We start from the raw sequence: 24497 nt of genomic DNA on the forward strand, positions 1-24497 counted from the left end.
ATTAATTTTAAGGAGGCGATTTCCATGAAAGGTGGAAATATGGGTAATATGATGAAGCAAATGCAAAAGATGCAGAAGAAGATGATGGCTGCACAGGAGGAACTGCAGGAAATGACGTTTGAAGCGTCAGCTGGCGGTGGCATGGTAACCGTTGTCGCTAATGGAAAGAAAGAAGTAACAGATGTACAGATTAAAGAAGAAGTAGTGGATCCCGATGACGTGGAAATGCTGCAAGATCTTATCCTTGCCGCAACTAACGATGTAATGAAGCAGGTGGACGATAAAACTAACGAAACTATGGGACAATTCACGAAAGGAATGAACTTGCCTGGAGGAATGTTCTAGGAGGCATACAGGATGTACTATCCAGAACCGATTTCCAAACTGATTGACAGTTTTACAAAATTGCCGGGAATCGGACCAAAAACGGCTGTCCGGCTGGCGTTTTTTGTTTTAAATATGGAAGAGGATGACGTAATGGAGTTTGCTAAGTCACTGGTGAATGCGAAACGTGAACTGACGCATTGCTCCATTTGCGGACATATAACTGATCAGGATCCATGTTCCATTTGTCAGGATAGTTCCAGGGATCAGTCCATTATTTGTGTAGTGCAGGATCCCAAGGATGTAATCGCAATGGAAAAAATGAAAGAATACCATGGTAAATATCATGTTCTTCATGGGGCTATCTCACCGATGGACGGCATTGGACCAGAGGATATTAATGTGCCTGATCTGCTTAATCGATTGAAAGACGAAGAAGTTAAAGAGTTAATTCTTGCGACTAATCCAAACATCGAAGGGGAAGCAACAGCGATGTATATCTCCCGTCTAGTTAAACCATCTGGAATAAAAACAACTCGTATTGCACATGGTTTACCTGTCGGAGGCGATCTGGAATATGCTGATGAAGTAACCCTTTCAAAAGCACTGGAAGGCAGAAGAGATTTATAGAAACTTCCGTAAAGCTTTCATAAGAGAAACACAAGAAATTCAGGATGATGACAAGCGTCTTTCAAAAAGTTAGGTGACTATATGGGTAGGAAGATTAAAACACGTGTAGATGAGCAATTATTAGATTCTATTTTTATATTAGAACACGAATGGAAACAGATTCAATCCATAATGGACAGAAGCATTGAACCTAGCGAAGATGGGATGTTCAAGGAAAATCTTGCGCAGGCGAAATATTTATATTTATTACGGGAAGCGCGTCGCAGGAAAATCCGTGCAATCCGTTATCGATAATCATAAAAGGACCGACGGGTGCCCGTCGGTCTTTTGTATGAAATAGAAACTGATTAAGCAGATCTAACATGGAAAAAAGATCTTTTCCCGACTATTTCTCATTTTGTTCTTTTTTACTTGCTCTCCTCATATGTAATTAATAGGGACAAGTTTAAAGGAGTGAGTCGGCTTGAGTTCTACACTGGTTATTTCCATAATGGTTGCATTGATTGTGATTCTGTTGTTTGTAGGGGCCCCTGTTAAACCGATGCGGTTCCTCGCACATGGTACCGTAAAGCTTGGCATTGGCATACTGTTTTTATTTTTCTTTAATGTATTCGGGGGAGCGATAGGCCTTCATATCCCTATTAATCTGTTTACCGCTGTTGTCTCCGGTTTTCTGGGGCTGTTCGGTCTGGCCTCGCTTGCGGCAATTCACTTGTTTATTATATAGCAGCGTGAACATTGGTCACTGCAGCTAAAACAGATAAGTGTAAACATCCAGGCCCACCAGTCATATAGTTAGTGTAAGAAGTTTCGTTGTTTCAAAGATTTTTATGTATATAATTCGTTAGATTAGGAGATACTAAGCTAACGGAGGTGGGGAAATGGAACAGGCAATCGTTCACGAACGCTGCGGTATCTGTGAGGAAGAGAAGGAACGAGGAATTCATTTATACAAGATGTTCATCTGCTGCGAGTGTGAAACTAACATGATCCGCACGGAACCAAGAGAAGAAAAGTACCGTTATTACCTGCAAAAATTAAAAAATATGAATCAGCCAAAATTATACTCTTAATCTATTAAGGTCTCCTGCGAATTCTTGCAGAGGCCTTTTCTGTTGGATACTATTAGGAGAGATGAAGATAAAGGATGATTTTCTAATGAAACAGCGTTCAATGCCACTATTCGATAAGCTTATCCAGTTTTCTGAAAGCAGTCCGGTATCCTTTCATGTTCCAGGCCATAAAAATGGTGAAATAATTCCGGATAGAGCAAAAAAATATCTGCAGGAAATTATGGCCATCGATATGACGGAACTAACCGGATTGGATGATTTGCATGCTCCACACGGGGTTATTGCGGAAGCACAAAGCCTTGCTGCTGACTATTTTGGAGCAGATCACACCTATTTTCTGGTTGGTGGCAGTACAGCTGGGAACCTGGCAATGATCCTGTCAGTCTGTACAAGCGGTGATGAAGTAATTGTCCAGCGGAATGCACATAAATCCATTTTCAATGGACTGGAATTGAGCGGAGCCTCGCCGGTTTTCATCGCTCCGGAATTTGATGAAACTGCAAACCGTTATACAGCACCTGCTCTACAATCAGTAAAAAAAGCAATCGAAACCTATCCTGATGCAAAGGCTCTTATTTTAACGTACCCGGACTATTTTGGTACTACATATGATATTAAAACGATGATAGAACTTGCTCATGCATACAATATACCTGTGCTGGTGGATGAGGCACACGGGGTACATTTTTCGGTAAGCGACCAACTTCCGGAGTCAGCGCTTGAATTAGGTGCAGATGTGGTCGTTCATTCGGCTCATAAGATGGCACCAGCAATGACAATGGCCTCCTATCTCCACTGGAAAGACGGATTGGTCTCCAGAGAAAGCCTATCACATTACCTGCAGATGGTTCAGTCAAGCAGTCCATCGTACCCGTTGATGGCATCGCTGGATATCGCACGACAATTTCTTGCGACAATGAAAACGGAAGAAGTTAATAAAATATTGGTCAGTGTAGAACAGGTAAGCCATATTTTACAGGCAACGGATTATTGGGAGATTCACCCATCCAATGATCCGCTTAAAATTACTCTGCAAATGAAAAAAGGTAAATCAGCCAAGGCAACTGCGGATTTTTTTGAAGAAGAAGGAATCCATCCAGAACTGGTTACTTATAAACAATTACTGCTTGTTCATGGGCTTGCTCCATTTAAAAATACCAGCCGTCTAAAAAAAGCAGTGAAGCATGTCAATGAACGATTAAAAAACACAGTAAATCATGCTACAATAGAGGAAGGTAGTTTATTTCCAGAACCGATACAACAGCTTGCCCACTCCTATCAGGAAATGCGCAGGCGATCAACGATAAACCTCCCGATACATCAGGCTTCAGGTCATGTGGCGGCTGAAGCAGTTATTCCATATCCACCCGGGATTCCCTTAATCCTGAAAGGTGAGCGAATTACAGAGACACATATAGAAATGATCGGACAACTAATGCAGCAGGGTGTCACGATACAGCATGACAATATTCATGATGGCATCCGTGTTTTCAAATAAAGGAGCAGAACTACGTGAGCGGATATTTTATTACCTTTGAAGGTGGTGAAGGTGCCGGTAAAACGTCCATTCTTCACTCGCTTGAGAAAAAATTAACTTCACTCGGCTATGATGTTTTGGCCACAAGGGAACCCGGCGGGATTGATATTGCCGAAAAGATACGGCACATTATCCTGGACCCTGCCCACACAGCAATGGATGGAAGAACAGAAGCTTTGCTATATGCGGCCGCACGGCGTCAACACCTTGCAGAGAAGGTATTACCGGCGCTTGAAGAAGGAAAGATAGTCTTGTGTGACCGGTTTATTGATAGCAGTCTTGCCTATCAGGGCTATGCCCGGGGGCTGGGAATGGAAGAAGTATTTTCCATCAATCAGTTTGCCATCCAGGATTGTATGCCGGATATGACATTGTTTTTTGACATCCAGCCAAAAAAGGGATTAGAACGTATTACGGCGAATAAAGATAGAGAAAGGAACCGTCTGGATTTGGAAAAACTGGCGTTTCATGAAAGTGTGTATGAAGCATACCAGTTGCTTGTTTCCAAATTTCCACAACGGATTCACGTAATAAATGCTGACCAGCCATTCACCCAGGTTGAAGATGAGACCTGCAGTCAGATTGTTTCCCGGCTGGAAAATAATGTGAAAGGGAGGTAAGGATAGTGAAACTGATTATCGCTGTTGTTCAGGACAAAGATACCAATCGTCTGACAGATGCGTTGGGTGAGGAAAACTTCAAAATTACTAAGCTTGCTACAACCGGTGGGTTTCTGAAAGAAGGAAACACCACATTGATGATTGGCTGTGAAGATGAGTATGTAGATGAAGCGCTGGATATTATCAAAGATAATTGTTCCCAGCGTGAGCAGATGGTGGCACCGATTTCACCTATGGGCGGGAATGCCGATTCGTATATTCCGAAGCCAGTAAAAGTCGAAGTCGGTGGAGCAACAGTATTTATCCTGCCAATCGAGTCATTTATGCAGTTCTAGTAAGCAAAGACAGCTAGTTGCTAGGAGTAGTAGCTAGAAAGTAAATTACAAAACAAAAAGGGGGCTGTTCCGATGAAAGTCAGTCAGGATATACGGTCACAGATGGATACAACAACCAAACATCATAAAGCAGCAACAGAAGGCCGTCCCTCCTTCGATGGTATGATACAGTCCCAAACACATAAATTAAAGCAGCAGGAATTGCAGCAGCTTATGAAAAATATAACCATCCAGGGTAACAAGCTTGCCCGGTTCCGTTCATTTCAGGACCTGGTTAAGTTTAAACGGATGGTAAAAGGATTTTTACAGGAAACGGTTAATAATGGGCTTGACCTGCAGAAATCACACAGTTTCAGTATGAGTGGGAACAACCGGAAGCTTACGGTTGTCAAAGAAATTGATGAAAAGTTGATTGAGCTTACAGACGATATTATGAATCAGGAAAAAAAGACGGTTGACCTTTTGGGATTAATAGGTGAAATAAAAGGTCTGCTGGTTAATTTATATATGTAATTACCGATTTATGTAAGGGCGTGGGGAAAATGAAGACGTGGTCTGAAGTAGGAGAAATCCAGCCGCTGGCCAGTAAAATCATCACCAACAGCATAAAAAAAGACCGCATTTCGCATGCCTATTTACTTCATGGAGCACGAGGCACAGGAAAAGAAGCTATTGCTGTTTTACTTGCCAAGGTGCTATTCTGCACAAATCGTTCAGGGGTAGATCCGTGTCTGGAATGTAATGCCTGCAGACGGATTGAATCGGGAAACCATCCAGATGTGCACTTTCTGGAACCTGACGGACAATCGATCAAAAAAGAACAAATTGAACATTTACAAAAAGAATTTGCATACTCAGGTATGGAATCAAGTCAAAAGGTATACATCATAAAGGGGGCTGATACGTTAACGGTGAATGCTGCGAACCGGATACTGAAATTCCTGGAGGAACCAAGCAGGAAGACAACAGCAATCATGATGACCGAAAACAGTCAGTCAATAATCCCTACGATCCGTTCACGGTGCCAGATTATCGATTTGCAGCCGCTTAACCCGAAGGCATTCCAGCAAAAATTAATGGATTCAGGCATACAGCGACAAAGTGCCATTTTACTGAGTGCCATGACGAATAATCTTGATGATGCTATAGCACTGAATGGTGATGAGTGGTTTGCGCAGGCGCGAAAACTAATGATACAATTAGTAGAAATGGTTTCCAAAAAACCAGATGAAGTGTTTTTATTTATTCATAATCAGTGGATGCCCCACTTTAAAGACCGAGACCAGCATGAGCAAGGACTTGATCTGTTGCTGCTGGCATTTAAGGATATATTATATTTTCATATCGGTAAGGAAGAAGCGATGGTGACTTTAGATAAAGATGATGAGAAAGCCGAAAGCTTTGGCATGGTTTTTTCACAGGAGCGACTGCTAAGGATTCTCCATACGCTTCTCGATGCAAAACGCAAGATTAAGCAGAACGTTAATCCAACACTTGTGATGGAGCAGCTTACCGTTCAAATACAGAGGTGATATAAATTGATTAACGTTATTGGCGTCCGCTTTAAAAAAGCGGGTAAAATATATTATTTTGATCCAGCTGACAAAGACATCGAGCTCGACAGTTACGTGGTAGTAGAAACTGTTCGAGGAATCGAATTCGGTAAAGTTGTGATTAAGAACAAGCAGGTTGATGAGGAAGATGTCGTACTGCCGTTGAAAAAAGTGATCCGTGTTGCGGAGGACAAGGATAAACATACCGTTGCGGAAAATCAGGAACATGCTCAAAAAGCATTTGACATATGTACCGAGAAAATTGCAGAACATAAACTTGAAATGAATCTGGTTGATGTGGAGTACACATTTGACCGAAATAAGATAATTTTCTACTTTACGGCTGACGGACGGGTGGACTTCCGGAATTTGGTTAAGGACCTTGCCGCTCAGTTTAAAACCAGAATCGAGCTGAGACAGATTGGTGTGCGTGATGAAGCCAAAATGCTTGGTGGAATCGGTCCATGTGGGAGAATGCTGTGTTGTTCCACATTCCTTGGTGACTTTGAACCAGTCTCCATTAAGATGGCTAAGGATCAGAACCTTTCACTCAATCCAGCTAAAATATCCGGGCTCTGTGGCCGCTTGATGTGCTGTCTGAAGTATGAAAATGACGATTACGAAACAGCTAAGCGAGATTTGCCGGACATTGGTAAATCCATTAACACACCGTACGGCAAAGGAAAGGTAGTCGGCCTTAACATTCTGGAGCGGCTCATTCAGATAGAAATCCCTGAGAAAGAGCGGGTAATTGAATACACCTTAGATGAACTAATTGATGAAGGTATTATTACAGCGCAAGCCACAGAATAGTGGGGTGAACAGGCGTGAATAACAGACAGGTTTTTGACCAGGTATCAGATATGGAAAAACGTATAGGTGAGTTATACGAGCAACTTGGCGATTTGAAAAATGAGCTTGGTGAACTTCTGGAGGAGAACCACAGGCTCGCGATGGAAAATCACCATTTACGCAATCGGCTTGACGGGAGTACCACAGAGGAGTCCCGGGAGTATGGGGAAAAGAAACGCGGTGCGGATATTCCAGGTGAAGGATATGATAATCTGGCTCGGCTATATGAGGAAGGATTTCATATCTGTAATATTCAGTTTGGAAGTCCCAGACAGGATCAGGACTGTATATTCTGTCTGCAATTCCTTAATAAAACGAAATAAGAATAACACAGCTGTCTCTGTAATTACGAGGCAGCTGTTCTAGCATGGAAGGGTTTTAATAATGGTACCACTACTTGATGATGAACGAATTGACTACTTGTTGGCTGAAGATAATATGCATATAATTCAAAGTCCGACTGTGTTTTCATTTTCTCTGGATGCCGTATTGCTGGCACATTTTGCTTATGTGCCAATCCGAAAAGGAAATATTCTTGATTTGTGTACAGGAAATGGTGTTATACCTCTTCTAATGTCACGCCGAACCAATGCTATGATAACCGGAGTGGAAATTCAGGAACGCCTTGCAGGCATGGCAGAACGAAGTATCACCTTGAATGGATTGGGAAATCAGTTGTCCATTATCCGAGGAGATTTAAAAGAAATGAAGGATACGCTTGGGCATAGCGCCTTTGATGTGGTTACATGCAATCCACCTTACTTTCCCACACCCAAGACAACCGAGCACAATAAAAATGAGTATCTGACCATCGCCAGACACGAAGTATACTGTTCACTGGAAGATGTGGTGAAAGCCTGTAAACTTCACGTGCGTCCCGGTGGAAAGGTATCAATGGTTCACCGGCCGGGAAGACTGATCGATATATTGACGCTGTTCCGTAAACACAACCTGGAGCCCAAGCGCTTGCAGTTTGTCTACCCGAAACGGAACAAGGATGCGAATATGATTCTAATCGAGGGTACCAGAGATGGTAAGGCTGATCTGAAGATTTTGCCACCTCTCTATATTTATGAGGATGACGATACATATACAAAGGAAGCAGAGGATATTATTTATGGAAGAGAATGAGCATACCGTATACATTTTAAAGTGTGGCGACAATAGCCTTTATACCGGATATACAAACGATTTGGAAAAGAGACTTGCAATGCATAATGAGGGAAAGGGTGCAAAATATACCCGGGGCCGCGGGCCGTTCCAGGTAGTTTTTGTGGAACGGTATCCGACAAAAGAGGAAGCGTTAAAGAAAGAATACCAAATCAAACAGTTTTCCAGGAAGGAAAAATTCCAGTTAATCCGGGATAAGCTGAAAGAAGTGATGCAATATGAAAGTTCAAAAGAGCTTTAATCAGAGTGATTCAGGAACTTTATATGTCGTTCCAACCCCAATTGGAAACCTGGAGGATATTACATTCCGTGCTCTAAAAACATTAAAAGAGGTATCGGTCATCGCTGCTGAAGACACCCGTAATACGCGTAAATTGTTGACTCACTTTGAGATTTCCACCCCACTTGTCAGTTATCATGAGCATAATAAAGAAGGCAGAGAAAAGCAGTTACTAGGGCGATTGGAAAATGGCGATTCAATAGCCGTTGTTAGTGATGCGGGAATGCCGGCAATATCTGATCCGGGTTATGAACTTGTTCAAGCTGCAGTTAAACATGATTTCCCCGTTGTGGTACTGCCGGGGGCCAACGCGGCATTATGCGCCTTGGTGGGATCAGGTCTTCCGGCGACTGAATTTCTTTTCTATGGTTTTCTTCCCAGGAAGAAGAAGGACAGGTTGGAAGAGCTTGAGCGACTGAAGGGACAGCAGGCTACGCTCCTTTTTTATGAATCTCCTTATCGGTTAAAGGAAATGCTGAAATCATTGCAGGAAAGTTTCGGCGATCGACAAGCTACAGTAGCACGCGAGCTAACTAAAAGGTTCGAGGAATATGTACGGGGGACCATTCAGGAGCTAATCGTCTGGGCGGATCAGCAGGAACTGAAAGGTGAATTCTGTGTGATTGTTGAAGGTAATGACCAGCCCCATTCCGTTGAGGATGAGTTATGGTGGAGCAACATTTCAATCATTGAACACGTGGATCATTATATAAGTGAGGGATACTCCAGTAAAGGTGCAATCAAGCAGGTTGCCATGGACCGAAAAATCCCAAAACGTGAGGTTTACCAGAAGTATCATATAGAGCAATGAAAACGGCTGACGTTAATTAACGTCAGCCGTTTTCATTGCTCTATGTTTATTTGCCTAATCTCGTCTGAATCTCATTAATTAGGCTTTGTGCTCCCTCTGGACTTAGAACAATCTTACCATTTGCCAGTGAGAAGTTTTCATCTGATGTATCGCCGGTAATATGACAGGTCATATTTGCTTTGTATTTCTTCAGGACAATTTTATCGTTGTCAACGTAAATTTCCATTGCATCCTTTTCATGAATATCAAGTGTGCGACGCAGCTCTATCGGAATGACAACCCGTCCCAGCTCATCAACTTTACGTACAATACCTGTTGATTTCATTTTTTTATTCCCCCTATTACAATATGCAAAGCCCAGTTATCGATAACTGCACTTTCCTGGCTCTATAAAAATTTCGGCATGTTTCGACATCTGTATATCCAATATAGTACCAACCATTCCCATAAGTGTCAACAAATTTTTCCTCGAAATATGAAAATTCTTTAAACTTTAAAATTAATGGAATTTTTTGTAATTTCCCCTAAAATACCATCTCCTATAATTATTCGTAAACTTTGCTCCCCTGTAACCGTCGTAGTTGATATAAAATGCGACATATCAGCGAAGCTCCGCTCCGGCAGAACACTTCGCTTTCCGTGGGCACGGCCTCAGCCTCCTCAGAAGCAAAAAACGCTTCTTGCGGGGTCTTCGCCTCGTGCTGTTCCCACAGGTTTCTTCGTATTATGCCTGCGCTAATAGGCGTTTGACGTTGATATAAGTATAAATCAACTTCAATCCAGCGACGGAAATACATGGAGACTCCAGCGGGAAAAGCAACAGCTGAAAATCCCGCAGGAAGTGGTCTTCTTCCGAGGAAGTTGAAGCGTTGCCCGCGGAAAGCGGAATGTATTTCCGGAGCGAAGCTACGAGTTACGTCGCAGTTTATTGATAATGTGACTAAAACAACAAACTTTTAGAAAAAAGTCTCACTATATAAAGAAGTTTAAGGAGTTAAATTAATCTCAAATTGGCTAAAATGGAATATTGGCAGTTTGAGTACTACCATATTGGCAAACTTATGTTAAAATCGCTACAATAGGAATTAATGATTGAGGAGGTAACACGATGCCAGATGAAAAGAAAACTTTTTATATAACTACACCAATATATTATCCGAGCGGCAATTTACATATTGGACATGCCTATTCAACTGTTGCCGGGGACGCTATTGCCAGATATAAGCGTATGCGGGGATACGATGTTATGTATCTGACTGGAACCGACGAACATGGACAAAAGATCCAACGAAAAGCGGAAGAAAAAGGCATGACTCCACAAGCATATGTCGATGAGATTGTGAGCGGAATTCAAGATTTATGGAAAAAACTGAAAATAACCAATAATGACTTTATCCGTACTACCCAAGAGCGGCATAAAAAGGTTGTTGCACAAATCTTTGACCAGCTTGTAAAGCAGGGAGATATCTATCTGGATCAGTATGAAGGCTGGTACTGTACTTCCTGTGAGTCCTTCTTTACGGAACGTCAGCTTGATGATGGGCATTGCCCAGATTGCGGAGGACCTGTAGAAAAAGTAAAAGAGGAATCTTATTTCTTTAAAATGAGTAAATATGTTGATCGATTATTGGAGTTTTATGACGAAAATCCGCAGTTCATTCAACCGGAGAGCCGTAAGAATGAAATGCTTAATAACTTCATTAAACCGGGCCTCGAGGATCTTGCTGTGTCGCGGACAACCTTTGATTGGGGTATTAAGGTGCCCGGCGACCCGAAACACGTTATTTATGTATGGATTGACGCACTGACTAACTATATTACTGCACTAGGGTATGGCACAGATGATGACGAGAAATATCAGAACTTCTGGCCGGCCGATGTACACTTGATGAGTAAGGAAATTGTTCGATTCCATACTATTTACTGGCCAATTATGCTGATGGCGCTTGACCTGCCATTACCTAAAAAAGTGTTCTCACATGGCTGGATTCTTATGAAAGACGGAAAGATGTCCAAATCCAAAGGGAATGTGGTTGATCCAGTACAGCTGACAGACCGGTATGGCCTTGATGCACTCCGCTACTACTTGCTCCGGGAAGTACCATTCGGATCAGACGGGGTGTTTACACCTGAAGGATTCGTTGAACGGACCAACTACGACCTTGCCAATGACCTTGGTAACTTGCTGAACCGTACTGTTGCTATGATCAATAAATACTTTGACGGAGTAATGCCTGAATACCGTCCATCAGAAACTGGGGTTGATGAATCGATTGAAAAGTTTGCTAAAGAAACGATTCAAAAAGTGGAGGATGTAATGGAAAACATGCAGTTCTCTGTAGCATTGTCTTCTTTATGGCAGCTAATCAGCCGCACCAACAAATATATTGATGAGACGGAGCCATGGATTCTTGCGAAGGATGATTCGAATAAGGACCGTCTTGGAAATGTAATGGCACATCTTGCTGAATCATTACGGAAAGTGGCAATTATGCTGCGGCCGTTTCTTACCGAAGCTCCTGATGAGATGTTTAGGCAACTTGGTGTAACAGATGATTCGCTGAAAGAATGGGATAGTGTTTATGCTGAGGGCAAGATAAAGGCAGGTACAAATGTTCAGAAGGGTAATCCAATTTTCCCTCGGCTTGAAGTCGAGAAAGAGGTCGAAACCATTAAGGCAATGATGCAGAAGCCGAAGCAGGAAGAAAAAGCACCTGCACCGGAATCTGCAGCAAAGGAACAGATTACGTACGATGACTTTATGAAGCTGGATATGCGGGTCGCTGAGGTGATTCAGGCAGACCCTGTAAAAAAAGCGGATAAGTTGCTGAAACTTCAACTTGACCTTGGCACGGAAAAAAGACAGGTTGTATCAGGAATAGCGGAACATTACAAGCCTGAAGAACTTGTAGGGAGAAAAGTTATTTGTGTTACAAACCTGAAACCTGTAAAGTTACGTGGTGAAATGTCAGAAGGAATGATTCTTAGTGGTGAAGACGAAGAAGGACAACTTGCGCTTGCTTCTGTTGAACAATCATTGCCGAATGGTTCCGTTGTAAAATAATTTTGGTAAAAGGTCAGCTCACCCGAGTCTGGCCTTTTCCATGTTAGAAAGGAATGATTTTAGTGTTATTTGATACACACGTCCATATGAATGCACGTCAGTTTTTGGAGGATAGGGATGAAACAATCCAGCGGGCGTTTGACACTGGGGTAAAATATATGGTTATTGTTGGTTTTGACCGGGAGACTATTCCGCTTGCAATTGAAATAGCCGAACAGTATGAATCTATTTATGCTGCGGTCGGCTGGCATCCGGTTGACGCGATTGACATGACAGATGAAGACCTTAATTGGATTGAAGAGTTGTCTGCTCATCCTAAAGTGGTAGCAATCGGTGAGATGGGTCTTGATTATCATTGGGACAAGTCACCGAAAGATGTCCAAAAAGAGGTTTTCCGTAAACAAATCGAACTTGCAAAAAGGGTTAACATGCCGATTATTATTCATAATCGGGAGGCAACGGAGGATATTATTGAAATTTTACAAGAGGAAAATGCACAGGAAGTTGGTGGCATTATGCATTGTTATAACGACTCTGCTGACTATGTACAGACCTGTCTGGACATGAACTTCTATATTTCCCTGGGAGGTCCTGTAACCTTTAAAAATGCCACCATGCCCAAGGAGGTTGCTGTTCAGGTTCCAGCCGACCGTTTACTGGTTGAAACGGATGCACCATTTCTTGCTCCTCATCCAAACAGAGGGAAGCGAAATGAGCCGTCATATGTAAAATTGGTTGCCGAAAAGATCGCTGAACTGCGTGGAACATCGTTCGAGGAAATCAGTAAATTAACTACAGAAAACGCATTTTCGGTGTTTAAAATTGGTGGAAATGAGTGAGTAAAGTCGTAATTTCCCTGTAATAAAATTTAGTTTTTACAAGGGACTGGCATAATTGTCAGTCTCTTTTTGCTTGCCATGAATCTTATTGCATCAAGGGTTTAAGAGGGTTTGTCACATAACGGTTACTTTCTGTTACTTAATTGTAAACAAACCGTAACCGTAAAAGCATTGCTAATGAATATAACTGTTTTATATAATCGGAGTTCCAGTCAAAGGAGGCAAAAAGCATGAAAATATTTTCAAAGCTATTGCCGGCATCGAAAATGAAGCTGGTTATGTCGTGTCTTGGAGTGTTGGCACTAATGGCTTTCACCGCCGTAATTCTGGTTGAAGCCACAAAAGCTGAAGTAGTTTTAACCGCAGATGGTGAAGAACAGACAATCAGGACACATGCAGATACAATCGACGAACTGCTCGCCGAAGCGGGAATTACAGTTGGCAAACATGATGCACTATCACATAAGCTTACTGCAAAAGTAGAAAACGGAATGGACATTACATACAAAGAAGCCAAAAAAATAATAGTTAACGTAGATGGAAATGAAACAGTTTATCATACAACACTTGATACAGTTGGCGCGTTTTTAAAAGAGCAACACATAAACCTCTCAGAGCACGATCAATCATCACATAACGCCTCAGACAAATTGAGTGAAGGACTCAAACTCACCATTGATAAAGCATTCCAGGTTACCATCAATGACGGCAAAGACAAAAAGACAGTCACAACAAATGGCGGTACAGTTGAAGAAATTCTCAAAAGGGAAGAAATTACACTGAGTGATTTGGATAAAATCAAGCCAGGTTTAGACACTCAGGTCAGTAAGGATACACCTATTACTATTGTACGCGTGGAAAAGGTGACCGATGTCGTCAAAGAAGAAATTGCCTATGACACCGAGAAACGGGAAGATCCGAACCTTGAAAAAGGGAAAAAGCGGGTTGTTGCCCAAGGTGAAGAAGGGGTACTTGTAAAGAAGTATGAGATTATTAAAGAGAACGGCAAGGAAGTAAGCCGTAAACTTGTCAGTAAAACAGTTGAGAAGGAAAGCGAAGCACGTGTAGTCGCTTTCGGTACTAAAGAAGAGCAACTTGTTACACTTTCCAGTGAAACCAGCAACAGTAACGAAGAATCAGGTGACAGTGGAAAGGTTCTTTACATGAGTGCCAGTGCATATACGGCTAGTTGTTCCGGATGCTCTGGATATACTTCCACAGGAATTAACTTGAATGCGAATCCAAACATGAAGGTAGTCGCAGTGGATCCAAGTGTCATTCCTCTTGGCACAAAAGTATGGGTTGAGGGATACGGAACAGCCATTGCAGGTGATACAGGCGGCCATATTCTGGGCAACCGGATTGACCTTCACTTTGCGACAAAGAGTCAGGCATATGCATTTGGACGCAGAACAGTAAAAGTGAAAATTCTGGACTGATATATGTTAAAATACTCCTACCAAGGTAATTGGCAGGAGTATTTTTTTGGCAGGTAAAAAAGTATCGAAATTTCCTGACCTGCCTACATAAGTAACTATGGCATTTGCCACATAAGCTTGGTAAATGCCAGGTTTTCTAATAGTATTACGAACGGCAATGAAAAGAGGTTAACAGGTGAAAATCAAGGAAATAATCGTGGTGGAAGGCCGGGATGATACGGCAAAAATTCATCAGGCCGTTGAGGCAGACACTATTGAAACGAATGGATCGGCAATAAATGACACAATCCTAAAACAGATACGGCATGCAAAAGAAAAGCGTGGCGTGATAATCTTTACCGACCCGGACTACCCAGGCCAGCGAATCCGTCATATTATTGATCAGGCAATCCCGGGTTGCAAGCACGCATTTCTTACACGCGAAAATGCCCGGGCAAAACAGTCAAACAAAAAAAGCCTGGGTATCGAGCATGCATCCATACAAGCAATTCAACAGGCATTAGAGGACGTATATGAGCTAGCTGAAGAGCAGGTAACTGATATTACCAGGGAAGACTTGGTCGACTACGGACTCATCGGAGGTAAGAAATCAGGCCATTTGCGGAAGCGGGTCAGTGAAATTCTTCAGATTGGGCATACCAATGGAAAACAACTATTGAAACGCCTGGCCATGTTCCAGATTACACGAGAGCAGCTCGAACAATCCATTCACCAAGTATTGCAGGAGGACTATAATGACGACTAAAATGATCGCCACCCCAACACGGACTCAAGAGATACTTAGGAAATATAAATTTTCGTTTAAAAAAAGCCTTGGCCAAAATTTCCTGATTGACGTAAATATCTTGGAAAATATTATTGCACATGCTGGAATAGATGAATCGGCTGGCGCTATTGAGATTGGTCCGGGTATCGGGGCGTTAACTGAACAGCTTGCCATTCATGCCGACCGTGTGGTTGCATATGAGATTGATCAACGGCTTCTTCCAATTCTGCAGGATACGCTGAACGGTTATTCTAATATCCATATTATCCATCAGGATATTCTGGAGGCAAATATGGATGAGACTATTAAAGCAAATTTCAGGTCTGATCAGCCTGTCCATGTTGTGGCTAACCTGCCATATTACATTACGACGCCAATTCTTATGAAGTTGCTTCGTGACCGATTACAGGTCAATAGTTTTACCGTGATGATTCAGAAGGAAGTTGCCGAACGTATGGCAGCAAAGCCTAACAGTAAAAGCTATGGTTCCCTGTCGATTGCCGTTCAGTATTATACAACGGCCAAAGTGGTAATGAATGTTCCGAAGCGTGCTTTTATGCCACAGCCAAATGTTGATTCGAGTGTCCTCAGACTAACCACCCGAGAGAAGCCACCTGTTGAAGTGGACGATGAGGATTTCTTTTTTGAACTGGTTCAGGCATGTTTTGCTCAGCGGAGAAAAACATTGCGGAACAACCTTGTGAATTATTTTAAGGATAAAGAGGGATTCGATAAAGTAACCATTTCAGAGACTCTCGAGAGGATTGGTCTGGATGGAACGCGTCGAGGTGAATCACTTGATATAGCGGAGTTTGCTTTGCTGGCCAATACATTTTACGAGGAGCTAAACTACTAACATCAAAAGCTATTGCCGATGAGCAATGGCTTTTTTTTAGACTCTTTTCGCAAACTTTATTACTCTACCCTTCATAATTGATATAAAGTGCGACATAAAAGTTTATTGATTTCCGCTCCGGGCAGTCGCTTTACAAGGGAAACGCTTCAACTTCCTTGGAGGACCACTTCCTGCGGGATTTTCAGCTGTTGCTTGGACGAACAGGACGTTTTAGTACCGGCGTTGGTCATAGGACGTGACCGTTTTTAGCCGGTGACCCTCAGGAGTCGACTGCCCTTCGCTCTAATCACCACCATGGTAGCGAAGGAAATACCCGAAGACTCCTGCGGGAAAGCGAAGACGTTGAGACCCCACAGTGAGCGTTCTTGGCGAACGAGGAGGCTCAGCGCGAGCCCGCGGAAAGCGTAGTGTATTTCCGGAGCGAAGCTTCTCTGTTACGTCGCAGTTTATGGTTTCTGTGTCAATTCTGCCGCTTTTTTTCTTGTCCAGACACAGGTGGGCAGCTAACTTCATAGTCTATGACAGGAATGCTTTCACCAAATGAAGGCTGTGAGGTGGCTTTATGGATTTTACAAAAGGTGAACTGGTTACTCGGAAATCACATAATCATGATCTATTGTTTCGGATAGCTTCAGTTTCAGGCTCGGAAGCGATTCTCTATGGGGAAGATGTCAGGCTTGAGGCAGATGCACCGTTGAATGACCTGGTGCATGTAGAGGAGCGGGACCTTAAACAGAGGAAGCAAAAAGAAAAGGAGCAACTGGAATCCTCCTATCGCCTGTTTCGTCAGGACTATCAGCTTATGAAAGAAAAACGGGAATATTACATTAGTGACGGTTATCAAAATACAGCAAGCTATTTTCAGCTGCCGGCAAAGGTGCTCCATGTTGATGGAGACCGGACATACTTACGGAAGTGCATTGACCTTTATAATAGGATGGGTCTGCAGGTTCATGGCGTTCACGTGAATGAAAAAGATATGCCGTTTGAAATAGAATCGCTAATAGAAAAAATTCAGCCGGATATTATGGTGATCACTGGCCATGACGCCTTTTCCAAAAGTAAAGGACAGAAAAATGATTTGCGTGCATATCGTCATTCCAAATATTTTGCTGAAACAGTACGGGCTGCCAGAAAAAAAGCACCCAATCTCGATCAGATGATTATTTTTGCAGGTGCCTGCCAATCACATTTTGAGTCCTTGATCAGGGCAGGAGCAAATTTTGCCAGTTCACCGACCCGGATAAATATACATGCGTTGGACCCTGTCTATATTGCTGCGAAGGTTGCCTACACTCCGTTCATGGAGAAGGTCAGCGTCTGGGATGCATTACGGAATACCCTTACAGGTGAAAAGGGGATGGGTGGGGTGGAAACCCGTGGTCTTCTCCGTACAGGAATGCCCTATTTTGCTACCGATGAGGAGCCAACAGAATAAAGCTGATGAACCAATATCAGCTTTATTTTTGCTCCTCATGTCACTTTACAGTTTTATTTTTGAAAATTTAATACATAATTTGTCAACTTTTTGAAAAAATATAGATGGAAAGCAAAAATACTTGTTGACATTAAAAAAGATATACTGTTATAATATAAAGTTTTATTTGACGAATAAACAAGCTTGTGGTATTATAACAGTAGTGAGGTGGAGTGTAGTGGCTAAAACATTAATAGAAATTAAGCAAGGTCTTGAATGTCAGATTGGAAAGCGGCTTAGACTCAAAGCCAACGGCGGTAGAAGAAAGACAATTGAACGCTGCGGCGTTTTAGCAGAAACTTATCCGTCTGTTTTCATCGTTGAGTTGGATCAGGACGAAAATGCATTCGAACGTGTTTCATACAGCTATGCAGACGTCTTGACGGAAACAGTTGAATTAAGTTTCGATGAGCGGGAACGAGCAGCAATGGCAGAGCAGTAGACATCATGTTTACTGCTTTTATTTTTGCCCAATTTTAAACCATCAGGGGGGTTGGAAATGGAATCAATTGAGCACTTGGCACCAACAGAAATCTGGAAATTGATTGAACAGCGGTTAGAGCAGAACAGCGAGCCGTATAAAGGAGTGAATGCTGTTTATGAGTTTCGGCTGACGGATGAACAGGATGGAACATACCAGCTCGAATTCAGTGATGGTACAGCTGCTGTACATTATACGAGGCAGAAGGATACTGACTGTATACTGAAAATGAAGGAAAAACATTTTAAAAAGTTTCTGCTTGGAAAGTTAAACAGCACTACTGCTTTTATGACAGGTAAAATTAAAATTGATGGTGATATTAGTTTGGCACTTAAGCTAGAAAAGATGCTAACACAGTATCAAATCGCGGAACGATAAATATTTCCTTTTCTGCATACATATTACGGGTGTAAACGGTCCCCATGGACACATACTATGAGTGTCGTATTAGAAAGGGGAGTTCTTTCATGGCTAGACGTAGTGGAATGATGTCAGACCAATTGAAAGAAGAAATTGCCAAGGAGTTAGGCTTTTACGACACGGTGAAACAGGAAGGCTGGGGAGGCATCAGGGCAAGAGATGCCGGTAACATGGTGAAACGTGCGATCGAAATTGCTGAACAGAGCATGCAAAATGGAGGCAGACCTTAACAGGTTTGCCTTTTTTTATCGCTACTCAACATCTGTGAGGTCCTAAGCAGAGACTCGATGTGTTCCAAAACCTATCTTAAAAGCTGTGCTTAAGCCTGTCAGGTGTGAGTAGTGTGCTTTTACTTTTCTAGTCTCGCCTCTGCTTTTATTTTTGTGTTACAATTTGATATAGTTTTAAAAAGTGGGTGACGGAAATGGTTTTGTATGAACGAGCGCCGGCAAAGGTGAATCTTTCATTGGATGTTCTGGGAAAACGAGATGATGGCTTTCATGAGGTGGAAATGATCATGACAGCTGTTGATCTGGCTGACCGGGTGGAGCTTTATCCTCTTGATGGCAACAGGATTGAAGTCTCTGCCGATAACCAGTATGTGCCGAACGACGAACGGAATCTTGCCTATAAAGCGGCGGTTGCTTTTAAAAATAAATACCGGATTAACAAAGGTGTCCGGATTGAAATTGAAAAGAACATCCCAGTCTCTGCTGGGCTTGGGGGTGGGAGTAGTGATGCGGCTGCTGTAATGCGTGGTCTGAATCGAATGTGGTCTGTGGGAGCTTCGCTTGATGAATTGGCTAATATCGGTGCCGGGATTGGTTCAGATGTTCCTTTCTGTATTTACAGCAATACAGCTCTGGGGACTGGACATGGAGAAAAGGTGCACCGGCTGGCACCCCCGCCACCGTGCTATATAATCCTCGCCAAGCCAGATATAGGCATTACTACACGAGTAATCTTCCAGAACGTTAATACAGCTGATTTAACCCACCCAAAAACAGAACAGGTTATCCAGGCGATGGAGGAAAAGAACTTCGAGAAACTTTGCTCCAATATCGGCAATGCCCTGGAATCTGTTACATTCTCGCTATATCCAGAGGTTCAGCGATTAAAAGAAAAGATGATCCAGGCTGGTACCACTGGTGTCTTGATGAGTGGAAGCGGGCCAACCGTAGTGGGATTAGTCGAACATCTAAGTAAAGCAAAACGGATTTATAACGGCTTAAGAGGGTTTTGTGACGAGGTTTATATTGTACAATCAATCGATCGCCGATGATTACTTGATAAAATACGTATATTAGTGTTATATTTAATAATAAATATTCGGTTTTTAGAGGTGAATCATGAAAAGAAGCGATCGTTTAGTTGCATTAACAAATTACTTTCTTGAAAATCCACGCACTCATACATCATTGCCATTCTTTACAACCAAATTCGATGCTGCCAAGTCGTCCATAAGTGAAGATCTAGGGATAGTTGACCGCGTACTACGTGAAGAAGGAATCGGCAGCCTGGAAACACTTCCCGGCGCTGCAGGTGGAGTGAAATATATCCCGCACTTCTCCAGAAAAAAAGGGGAAAACTTTATTCAGGAGTTATGCCATACACTTGAGGATTCTTCACGCATCCTTCCAGGAGGCTATCTGTATATGAGTGATATCCTGGGCGATCCACATATGGTCAAGCAAATTGGACGTGTCCTTGCTTCCGCGTTCTCTGACCTGGAAATTGATGTGGTGGTAACGGTAGCGACAAAAGGAATCCCGCTCGCCTATGCGGTTGCAAGTGTGCTGAGTGTACCGGTTGTAATTGTCCGGCGGGATCCGAAAGTTACGGAAGGATCATCGGTAAGTATTAATTATGTTTCTGGGTCCTCAAGGAAAATCCAGACAATGGTACTGCCCAAACGAAGTCTTCAGGAAGGTGCCAACGTGTGTATTATCGATGATTTCATGAAAGCGGGCGGAACAATCAATGGAATGAAAAGCCTACTTGAAGAATTTAACGCCAATGTAAAAGCAATTGGTGTTCTTGCTGAAGCAGATGATGAAGAAGATGAGCGGGTCGTGGAAGATTATACTTCATTGGTAAAAATAACCAATGTTGATATAAAGCAGCGAAACATTGAAGTGAATCCCGGCAATATAACAGAATAAGCACTGAATCTAACCTTTCTGCCACCAGAGAGGTTTATTTTTTGCTTAAAAGGGGAATTATTTCTGGATTTTTTAAATTTTTTTTAAAAATTAGCAGGAATTCTCATGGAAATGTAGAATTATGGTAAATAAGCAAAAGCGAAAAGGTGGTGAAACATCATGGAAGTAACTGACGTACGATTACGCCGCGTTAATACAGAGGGAAGAATGCGAGCAATTGCATCCATTACGTTGGACCAGGAATTTGTGGTGCATGATATCCGTGTCATTGACGGTAATAATGGACTGTTCGTGGCTATGCCATCCAAGCGTACTCCGGACGGTGAATTCAGAGATATCGCGCATCCGATCAATTCCAATACGCGTTCTAAAATACAGGATGCAGTGTTAGAGGAATATCATCGTGCTGGTGAAGCCGAAGTGGAATATGAAGAAGCTGGGGCTTCCTAATAACACAATCTCAACAAGAGGACTAATCTGCAACAGGTTAGCCTTCTTTTTTTGTCTAAATGTAATTTAAAAGCCTGTTCAGCCCATGGTGTAAATTAGGTGTATCTGTTGAATTCCTCGCTTTTTTAAGATATATTCATAATGGATAATCAGAATGGAGGATTCTTCACTATGAGTCGTTATGCAATCATTCTTGCTGCTGGGCAGGGTACCAGAATGAAATCAAAATTATATAAAGTACTCCATCCTGTTCTTGGGCGGCCTATGGTTCAGCATGTTATGGAACAGCTGAAGGCGGTTCAGTTGAATGAGATGGTTACGGTTGTCGGGCATGGCGCCGAAAAGGTTGCCGAACATATAGGCGACCAAAGCAAGCTGGTGATTCAGGAAGAACAGCTTGGAACCGGCCATGCCGTTATACAGGCAGAAGAACTGCTGAAAGATAAAGAGGGGACTACAATTGTGGTATGTGGTGATACTCCTCTAATTAAAGGTGAAACATACCAGGCACTTTTTGAAGATCATGAGAAAACTGGTGCCAAGGCTACAATATTAACAGCAAAAGCACCTAACCCTACAGGATACGGTAGGGTTATTCGTAATGCAGAGAATGAAGTTGAACGAATTGTGGAACATAAAGATGCGAATGAGGCGGAGTTGCTCGTTGAGGAAATAAATACTGGTACATACTGTTTTGATAACAAAGCGCTCTTTTCGGCGCTGCAGCAGGTATCTAACGATAATGCACAGGGTGAATATTATTTGCCTGATGTTATTGGAATTCTTCGCAACAAGGGCGAAAAGATAAGTGCATCAGTAACGGGTGATTTTGAGGAAACCCTAGGAGTAAACGACCGGGTTGCCCTAGCTCAAGCAGAGATGACCCTCAAGAAACGCATTAATGAACAGCATATGCGGAACGGGGTAACTATATTGGACCCTACCAACACCTATATTGGACCAGATGTTAGAATCGAGCAGGACGTGCTCATTCACCCGGGGACAATCATTAAAGGTGAATCAGTCATTAAAACAGATGCAGAAATAGGTCCGCACACAGAGATAGTTGATTGTTCAGTAGGTGAAGCTACTGTTATCCGGCAAAGTGTTGCAAGGAACAGCCAAATAGGCAGCCGTGTGCAAATTGGACCATTTGCACACATACGTCCCGAAGCTAATATCGGTGATGAAGCAAAAATCGGTAACTTTGTCGAGATTAAAAAAGCGGTCATCGGAGATAAAAGTAAGGTATCACACCTCAGCTATATCGGTGATGCCGATGTTGGGGAGAATGTCAATGTTGGCTGCGGCACGATTACAGTTAACTATGATGGAAAGAATAAGTATCTCACCAAAATTGAGGATGATTCGTTTATCGGCTGTAATTCCAACCTGATAGCGCCTGTTACTGTTGGGAAGGGGTCTTATGTTGCAGCAGGCTCGACTATAACGAAAGATGTGCCCGGGGATTCATTATCAGTAGCCCGCGCACGGCAGACGAATAAAGAAGGTTATGCATCAAAGATTAAGAACAGAAAAAAGGACTAACGGAGGGTCTAAGTCATGGCATCTAGCTACAATAATTCATCGTTGAAGGTATTTTCATTAAATTCAAACCCGAAACTGGCAGAAGAAATTGCTGACCATATCGGAACTACATTGGGAAAGTGTACGGTTTCGGCATTCAGTGATGGCGAAATCCAAATTAATATTGAGGAGAGTGTGCGGGGAAGTGACGTTTATGTGGTACAGTCCACCTCGTCCCCGGTAAACCAGCATACAATGGAATTGTTGATTATGATCGACGCCCTAAAACGTGCCTCTGCACGCTCAATCAACATCGTTATGCCATACTATGGTTATGCCAGACAGGACCGTAAAGCCCGCGCAAGGGAGCCAATCACCGCTAAATTGATTGCAAACCTTCTGGAAACTGCCGGCGCTGATCGTGTTATCACACTAGATTTGCACGCTCCGCAGATTCAGGGATTCTTTAACGTTCCGATTGACCATCTACAGGGTGTTCCAATTTTATCTGATCACTTTGAAGCAAAGAATTTTGACGACTTGATCATTGTATCTCCGGACCATGGCGGGGTTACACGGGCGCGTAAGATGGCGGACCGTCTGAAAGCGCCGATCGGAATTATCGATAAACGCCGTCCACGCCCAAATGTTGCCGAAGTAATGAATATTGTCGGAAACATAGAAGGCAAAACAGCGATCCTGATTGATGATATAATTGATACTGCAGGGACTATTACTCTTGCAGCAAATGCGCTGGTTGAAAATGGGGCGAAAGAAGTTTATGCCTGCTGTACGCATCCGGTACTTTCTGGTCCAGCATTAGAGCGGATTGAAAACTCTAAAATAAAAGAACTTGTTGTGACTAATTCAATTCCGCTTCCTGCAGAGAAATACAACCAAAAAATTTCACAGCTTTCGGTTGCTCCACTGATCGGTGAAGCAATTATCCGTGTACATGAACTGAAGTCTGTAAGTATTCTATTTGATTAAGTGTTTAATACGTAGCAAATACGGGTATAGAAAAGGTATGGATTTTGTACAACATTAACTTTGTTTTTAACGTAACAGCTTAGCCACATGACCTGGCTATTGCCGGGTTTTCAAATAATGGAGGGATAAATATGGCAGTTAAATTAAAAGCGACAAGAAGAGATGACTTAACAAAATCAGCGACGAAACAACACAGAGAAAATGGAAATGTACCATCAGTTGTATATGGTAAGGACAAGGAAGCTAAATCTATTGCTGTTAATAGCATTGAGTTGGTGAAAACAGTCCGTGACGAAGGTAGAAACGCCATTATTTCACTGGATATCGAAAATGATAGCCCGGTAGATGTAATGCTTCATGAGTATCAGATTGACCCGCTTAAGGATGAACTGGTACATGCAGATTTCTATATTGTTAATATGGACAAGGAGATTGACGTAGAAGTACCGCTTCGTCTCGAAGGGGAAGCGCAAGGGTCCAAGGACGGCGGCGTTCTGCAGCACCCTCTATATGCCCTTCAGGTACGTGCAAAGCCTGGTGAGATTCCAGAAGAAATCGCGGTTGATGTTGCAAGTCTTGAAATTGGCGATAGTATAACAATTGCTGACCTGCCGCGGTCGGATAAGTATGAATATCTGGAAGACGAAACTACAACAGTTGCAACCGTAGTTCCACCAGATACACTTGATGATGTAGAAGAATCACCAGATGAAAATGCGGAGCCTGAATTGGTTGATGCTGAAGATGACGATGAACAGTCAGAAGAAAAAAGCAAATAACTTAACTTAAGAAACCCTCCTGTCCAGGAGGGTTTCGCTTTCATTAAGTATGAAAAGACAGT

At 42.6% G+C, this 24497-nt stretch carries 31 protein-coding genes; 30 read left to right on the plus strand and 1 reads right to left on the minus strand.

Annotation, left to right across the window (positions count from 1 at the left end):
- The first annotated feature begins 24 nt into the window (after positions 1-24).
- The 15 genes from ACFO3D_RS09920 to rsmI all read left to right on the plus strand — a co-directional run bounded on the left by ACFO3D_RS09920 (position 25) and on the right by rsmI (position 9185).
- Entirely contained in the window at positions 25-345 is a 321-nt protein-coding gene (locus ACFO3D_RS09920; RefSeq protein WP_390295333.1) for a YbaB/EbfC family nucleoid-associated protein, read from the plus strand.
- A 12-nt stretch (positions 346-357) separates the two neighbouring features.
- Positions 358-954: a recombination mediator RecR gene (recR, locus tag ACFO3D_RS09925; protein WP_390295335.1), complete on the plus strand. Its 597-nt coding sequence runs from the start codon at positions 358-360 to the stop codon at positions 952-954.
- An 81-nt stretch (positions 955-1035) separates the two neighbouring features.
- The gene (locus tag ACFO3D_RS09930; protein ID WP_390295337.1) at positions 1036-1248 is read left to right on the plus strand and encodes a YaaL family protein; all 213 of its coding nucleotides are present in this window, start codon (positions 1036-1038) and stop codon (positions 1246-1248) included.
- 169 nt (positions 1249-1417) lie between these two features.
- Entirely contained in the window at positions 1418-1681 is a 264-nt protein-coding gene (locus ACFO3D_RS09935; RefSeq protein ID WP_390295339.1) for a pro-sigmaK processing inhibitor BofA family protein, read from the plus strand.
- A 154-nt stretch (positions 1682-1835) separates the two neighbouring features.
- A complete protein-coding gene (locus ACFO3D_RS09940; RefSeq protein ID WP_390295341.1) occupies positions 1836-2027 on the plus strand; it encodes a sigma factor G inhibitor Gin in 192 nt (63 codons plus the stop codon).
- A gap of 85 nt (positions 2028-2112) precedes the next feature.
- The gene (locus tag ACFO3D_RS09945) at positions 2113-3525 is read left to right on the plus strand and encodes an aminotransferase class I/II-fold pyridoxal phosphate-dependent enzyme (protein WP_390295343.1); all 1413 of its coding nucleotides are present in this window, start codon (positions 2113-2115) and stop codon (positions 3523-3525) included.
- Between the two features lie 14 nt (positions 3526-3539).
- Positions 3540-4184 carry a dTMP kinase gene (tmk, locus tag ACFO3D_RS09950; RefSeq protein WP_390295345.1) on the plus strand — a complete coding sequence of 215 codons (645 nt, stop codon included), beginning with the start codon at positions 3540-3542 and terminating at the stop codon, positions 4182-4184.
- 5 nt (positions 4185-4189) lie between these two features.
- Positions 4190-4519, plus strand: coding sequence for a cyclic-di-AMP receptor (locus tag ACFO3D_RS09955; RefSeq protein ID WP_390295347.1), 330 nt, complete (start codon positions 4190-4192; stop codon positions 4517-4519).
- A 72-nt stretch (positions 4520-4591) separates the two neighbouring features.
- Positions 4592-5032: a YaaR family protein gene (locus tag ACFO3D_RS09960; protein WP_390295349.1), complete on the plus strand. Its 441-nt coding sequence runs from the start codon at positions 4592-4594 to the stop codon at positions 5030-5032.
- A gap of 29 nt (positions 5033-5061) precedes the next feature.
- Positions 5062-6051 (plus strand): DNA polymerase III subunit delta', encoded by a 990-nt coding sequence (gene holB, locus ACFO3D_RS09965; protein WP_390295351.1) that lies wholly within the window; start codon positions 5062-5064, stop codon positions 6049-6051.
- A 6-nt stretch (positions 6052-6057) separates the two neighbouring features.
- A complete protein-coding gene (locus ACFO3D_RS09970; protein WP_390295353.1) occupies positions 6058-6885 on the plus strand; it encodes a PSP1 domain-containing protein in 828 nt (275 codons plus the stop codon).
- A 14-nt stretch (positions 6886-6899) separates the two neighbouring features.
- Complete coding sequence (yabA, locus tag ACFO3D_RS09975) at positions 6900-7247, plus strand: DNA replication initiation control protein YabA (protein WP_390295355.1); 348 nt, start codon at positions 6900-6902, stop codon at positions 7245-7247.
- Between the two features lie 61 nt (positions 7248-7308).
- A complete protein-coding gene (locus tag ACFO3D_RS09980; protein ID WP_390295357.1) occupies positions 7309-8055 on the plus strand; it encodes a tRNA1(Val) (adenine(37)-N6)-methyltransferase in 747 nt (248 codons plus the stop codon).
- Positions 8042-8335: a GIY-YIG nuclease family protein gene (locus ACFO3D_RS09985; RefSeq protein WP_390295359.1), complete on the plus strand. Its 294-nt coding sequence runs from the start codon at positions 8042-8044 to the stop codon at positions 8333-8335. Before ACFO3D_RS09980 ends, ACFO3D_RS09985 begins: the two co-directional genes overlap by 14 nt.
- The gene (rsmI, locus tag ACFO3D_RS09990; protein ID WP_390295361.1) at positions 8313-9185 is read left to right on the plus strand and encodes a 16S rRNA (cytidine(1402)-2'-O)-methyltransferase; all 873 of its coding nucleotides are present in this window, start codon (positions 8313-8315) and stop codon (positions 9183-9185) included. The genes ACFO3D_RS09985 and rsmI overlap by 23 nt, the downstream gene beginning before the upstream one ends.
- A gap of 46 nt (positions 9186-9231) precedes the next feature.
- Here rsmI and ACFO3D_RS09995 read toward each other — a convergent pair whose 3' ends face one another.
- Positions 9232-9510, minus strand: a complete 279-nt coding sequence (locus ACFO3D_RS09995) for an AbrB/MazE/SpoVT family DNA-binding domain-containing protein (RefSeq protein WP_390295363.1) — start codon at positions 9508-9510, stop codon at positions 9232-9234.
- Between the two features lie 783 nt (positions 9511-10293).
- Between ACFO3D_RS09995 and metG the strand changes: the two genes are divergently transcribed.
- The 15 genes from metG to ACFO3D_RS10070 all read left to right on the plus strand — a co-directional run bounded on the left by metG (position 10294) and on the right by ACFO3D_RS10070 (position 24435).
- Positions 10294-12249 carry a methionine--tRNA ligase gene (gene metG, locus ACFO3D_RS10000; protein ID WP_390295365.1) on the plus strand — a complete coding sequence of 652 codons (1956 nt, stop codon included), beginning with the start codon at positions 10294-10296 and terminating at the stop codon, positions 12247-12249.
- Between the two features lie 62 nt (positions 12250-12311).
- Positions 12312-13088: a TatD family hydrolase gene (locus ACFO3D_RS10005; protein ID WP_390295367.1), complete on the plus strand. Its 777-nt coding sequence runs from the start codon at positions 12312-12314 to the stop codon at positions 13086-13088.
- A 230-nt stretch (positions 13089-13318) separates the two neighbouring features.
- Entirely contained in the window at positions 13319-14527 is a 1209-nt protein-coding gene (locus ACFO3D_RS10010) for a ubiquitin-like domain-containing protein (RefSeq protein ID WP_390295369.1), read from the plus strand.
- A 175-nt stretch (positions 14528-14702) separates the two neighbouring features.
- A complete protein-coding gene (gene rnmV / locus ACFO3D_RS10015; RefSeq protein ID WP_390295371.1) occupies positions 14703-15272 on the plus strand; it encodes a ribonuclease M5 in 570 nt (189 codons plus the stop codon).
- Positions 15262-16149: a 16S rRNA (adenine(1518)-N(6)/adenine(1519)-N(6))-dimethyltransferase RsmA gene (gene rsmA, locus ACFO3D_RS10020; protein ID WP_390295373.1), complete on the plus strand. Its 888-nt coding sequence runs from the start codon at positions 15262-15264 to the stop codon at positions 16147-16149. The genes rnmV and rsmA overlap by 11 nt, the downstream gene beginning before the upstream one ends.
- A 562-nt stretch (positions 16150-16711) precedes the next feature.
- Complete coding sequence (gene yabG, locus ACFO3D_RS10025; RefSeq protein ID WP_390295376.1) at positions 16712-17587, plus strand: sporulation peptidase YabG; 876 nt, start codon at positions 16712-16714, stop codon at positions 17585-17587.
- A 217-nt stretch (positions 17588-17804) separates the two neighbouring features.
- On the plus strand, positions 17805-18068 hold the full coding sequence (gene veg, locus ACFO3D_RS10030) for a biofilm formation stimulator Veg (protein ID WP_390295378.1): 264 nt from the start codon (positions 17805-17807) through the stop codon (positions 18066-18068).
- Between the two features lie 57 nt (positions 18069-18125).
- Complete coding sequence (locus tag ACFO3D_RS10035; RefSeq protein ID WP_390295380.1) at positions 18126-18485, plus strand: SCP2 sterol-binding domain-containing protein; 360 nt, start codon at positions 18126-18128, stop codon at positions 18483-18485.
- 89 nt (positions 18486-18574) lie between these two features.
- On the plus strand, positions 18575-18757 hold the full coding sequence (locus ACFO3D_RS10040) for a small, acid-soluble spore protein, alpha/beta type (RefSeq protein ID WP_390295382.1): 183 nt from the start codon (positions 18575-18577) through the stop codon (positions 18755-18757).
- A gap of 194 nt (positions 18758-18951) precedes the next feature.
- Complete coding sequence (ispE, locus tag ACFO3D_RS10045; protein ID WP_390295384.1) at positions 18952-19809, plus strand: 4-(cytidine 5'-diphospho)-2-C-methyl-D-erythritol kinase; 858 nt, start codon at positions 18952-18954, stop codon at positions 19807-19809.
- Between the two features lie 67 nt (positions 19810-19876).
- Positions 19877-20689, plus strand: coding sequence for a pur operon repressor (purR, locus tag ACFO3D_RS10050; protein ID WP_390295386.1), 813 nt, complete (start codon positions 19877-19879; stop codon positions 20687-20689).
- 159 nt (positions 20690-20848) lie between these two features.
- Positions 20849-21139 carry a septation regulator SpoVG gene (spoVG, locus tag ACFO3D_RS10055; RefSeq protein WP_390295389.1) on the plus strand — a complete coding sequence of 97 codons (291 nt, stop codon included), beginning with the start codon at positions 20849-20851 and terminating at the stop codon, positions 21137-21139.
- A 171-nt stretch (positions 21140-21310) separates the two neighbouring features.
- The gene (gene glmU / locus ACFO3D_RS10060) at positions 21311-22687 is read left to right on the plus strand and encodes a bifunctional UDP-N-acetylglucosamine diphosphorylase/glucosamine-1-phosphate N-acetyltransferase GlmU (protein WP_390295391.1); all 1377 of its coding nucleotides are present in this window, start codon (positions 21311-21313) and stop codon (positions 22685-22687) included.
- Positions 22688-22702: 15 nt separating this feature from the next.
- Positions 22703-23656 carry a ribose-phosphate diphosphokinase gene (locus ACFO3D_RS10065; protein ID WP_390295393.1) on the plus strand — a complete coding sequence of 318 codons (954 nt, stop codon included), beginning with the start codon at positions 22703-22705 and terminating at the stop codon, positions 23654-23656.
- 131 nt (positions 23657-23787) lie between these two features.
- On the plus strand, positions 23788-24435 hold the full coding sequence (locus ACFO3D_RS10070) for a 50S ribosomal protein L25/general stress protein Ctc (RefSeq protein WP_390295395.1): 648 nt from the start codon (positions 23788-23790) through the stop codon (positions 24433-24435).
- Positions 24436-24497 lie beyond the last annotated feature (62 nt).

This window comes from Virgibacillus kekensis (genome assembly GCF_042654125.1).
GTDB classification, from domain to species: domain Bacteria; phylum Bacillota; class Bacilli; order Bacillales; family Amphibacillaceae; genus Lentibacillus; species Lentibacillus kekensis.

Bases quoted from the DNA above. Each gene is read 5' to 3' on its own strand.
- ACFO3D_RS09920 (WP_390295333.1), top strand. From the start codon at position 25: ATGAAAGGTGGAAATATGGGTAATATGATGAAGCAAATGCAAAAGATG.
- recR (WP_390295335.1), top strand. From the start codon at position 358: ATGTACTATCCAGAACCGATTTCCAAACTGATTGACAGTTTTACAAAA.
- ACFO3D_RS09930 (WP_390295337.1), top strand. From the start codon at position 1,036: ATGGGTAGGAAGATTAAAACACGTGTAGATGAGCAATTATTAGATTCT.
- ACFO3D_RS09940 (WP_390295341.1), top strand. From the start codon at position 1,836: ATGGAACAGGCAATCGTTCACGAACGCTGCGGTATCTGTGAGGAAGAG.
- ACFO3D_RS09945 (WP_390295343.1), top strand. From the start codon at position 2,113: ATGAAACAGCGTTCAATGCCACTATTCGATAAGCTTATCCAGTTTTCT.
- ACFO3D_RS09960 (WP_390295349.1), top strand. From the start codon at position 4,592: ATGAAAGTCAGTCAGGATATACGGTCACAGATGGATACAACAACCAAA.
- holB (WP_390295351.1), top strand. From the start codon at position 5,062: ATGAAGACGTGGTCTGAAGTAGGAGAAATCCAGCCGCTGGCCAGTAAA.
- ACFO3D_RS09980 (WP_390295357.1), top strand. From the start codon at position 7,309: ATGGTACCACTACTTGATGATGAACGAATTGACTACTTGTTGGCTGAA.
- ACFO3D_RS09985 (WP_390295359.1), top strand. From the start codon at position 8,042: ATGGAAGAGAATGAGCATACCGTATACATTTTAAAGTGTGGCGACAAT.
- rsmI (WP_390295361.1), top strand. From the start codon at position 8,313: ATGAAAGTTCAAAAGAGCTTTAATCAGAGTGATTCAGGAACTTTATAT.
- ACFO3D_RS09995 (WP_390295363.1), bottom strand. From the start codon at position 9,510: ATGAAATCAACAGGTATTGTACGTAAAGTTGATGAGCTGGGACGGGTT.
- metG (WP_390295365.1), top strand. From the start codon at position 10,294: ATGCCAGATGAAAAGAAAACTTTTTATATAACTACACCAATATATTAT.
- ACFO3D_RS10010 (WP_390295369.1), top strand. From the start codon at position 13,319: ATGAAAATATTTTCAAAGCTATTGCCGGCATCGAAAATGAAGCTGGTT.
- rsmA (WP_390295373.1), top strand. From the start codon at position 15,262: ATGACGACTAAAATGATCGCCACCCCAACACGGACTCAAGAGATACTT.
- yabG (WP_390295376.1), top strand. From the start codon at position 16,712: ATGGATTTTACAAAAGGTGAACTGGTTACTCGGAAATCACATAATCAT.
- ACFO3D_RS10035 (WP_390295380.1), top strand. From the start codon at position 18,126: ATGGAATCAATTGAGCACTTGGCACCAACAGAAATCTGGAAATTGATT.
- ACFO3D_RS10040 (WP_390295382.1), top strand. From the start codon at position 18,575: ATGGCTAGACGTAGTGGAATGATGTCAGACCAATTGAAAGAAGAAATT.
- ispE (WP_390295384.1), top strand. From the start codon at position 18,952: ATGGTTTTGTATGAACGAGCGCCGGCAAAGGTGAATCTTTCATTGGAT.
- purR (WP_390295386.1), top strand. From the start codon at position 19,877: ATGAAAAGAAGCGATCGTTTAGTTGCATTAACAAATTACTTTCTTGAA.
- spoVG (WP_390295389.1), top strand. From the start codon at position 20,849: ATGGAAGTAACTGACGTACGATTACGCCGCGTTAATACAGAGGGAAGA.
- glmU (WP_390295391.1), top strand. From the start codon at position 21,311: ATGAGTCGTTATGCAATCATTCTTGCTGCTGGGCAGGGTACCAGAATG.
- ACFO3D_RS10065 (WP_390295393.1), top strand. From the start codon at position 22,703: ATGGCATCTAGCTACAATAATTCATCGTTGAAGGTATTTTCATTAAAT.
- ACFO3D_RS10070 (WP_390295395.1), top strand. From the start codon at position 23,788: ATGGCAGTTAAATTAAAAGCGACAAGAAGAGATGACTTAACAAAATCA.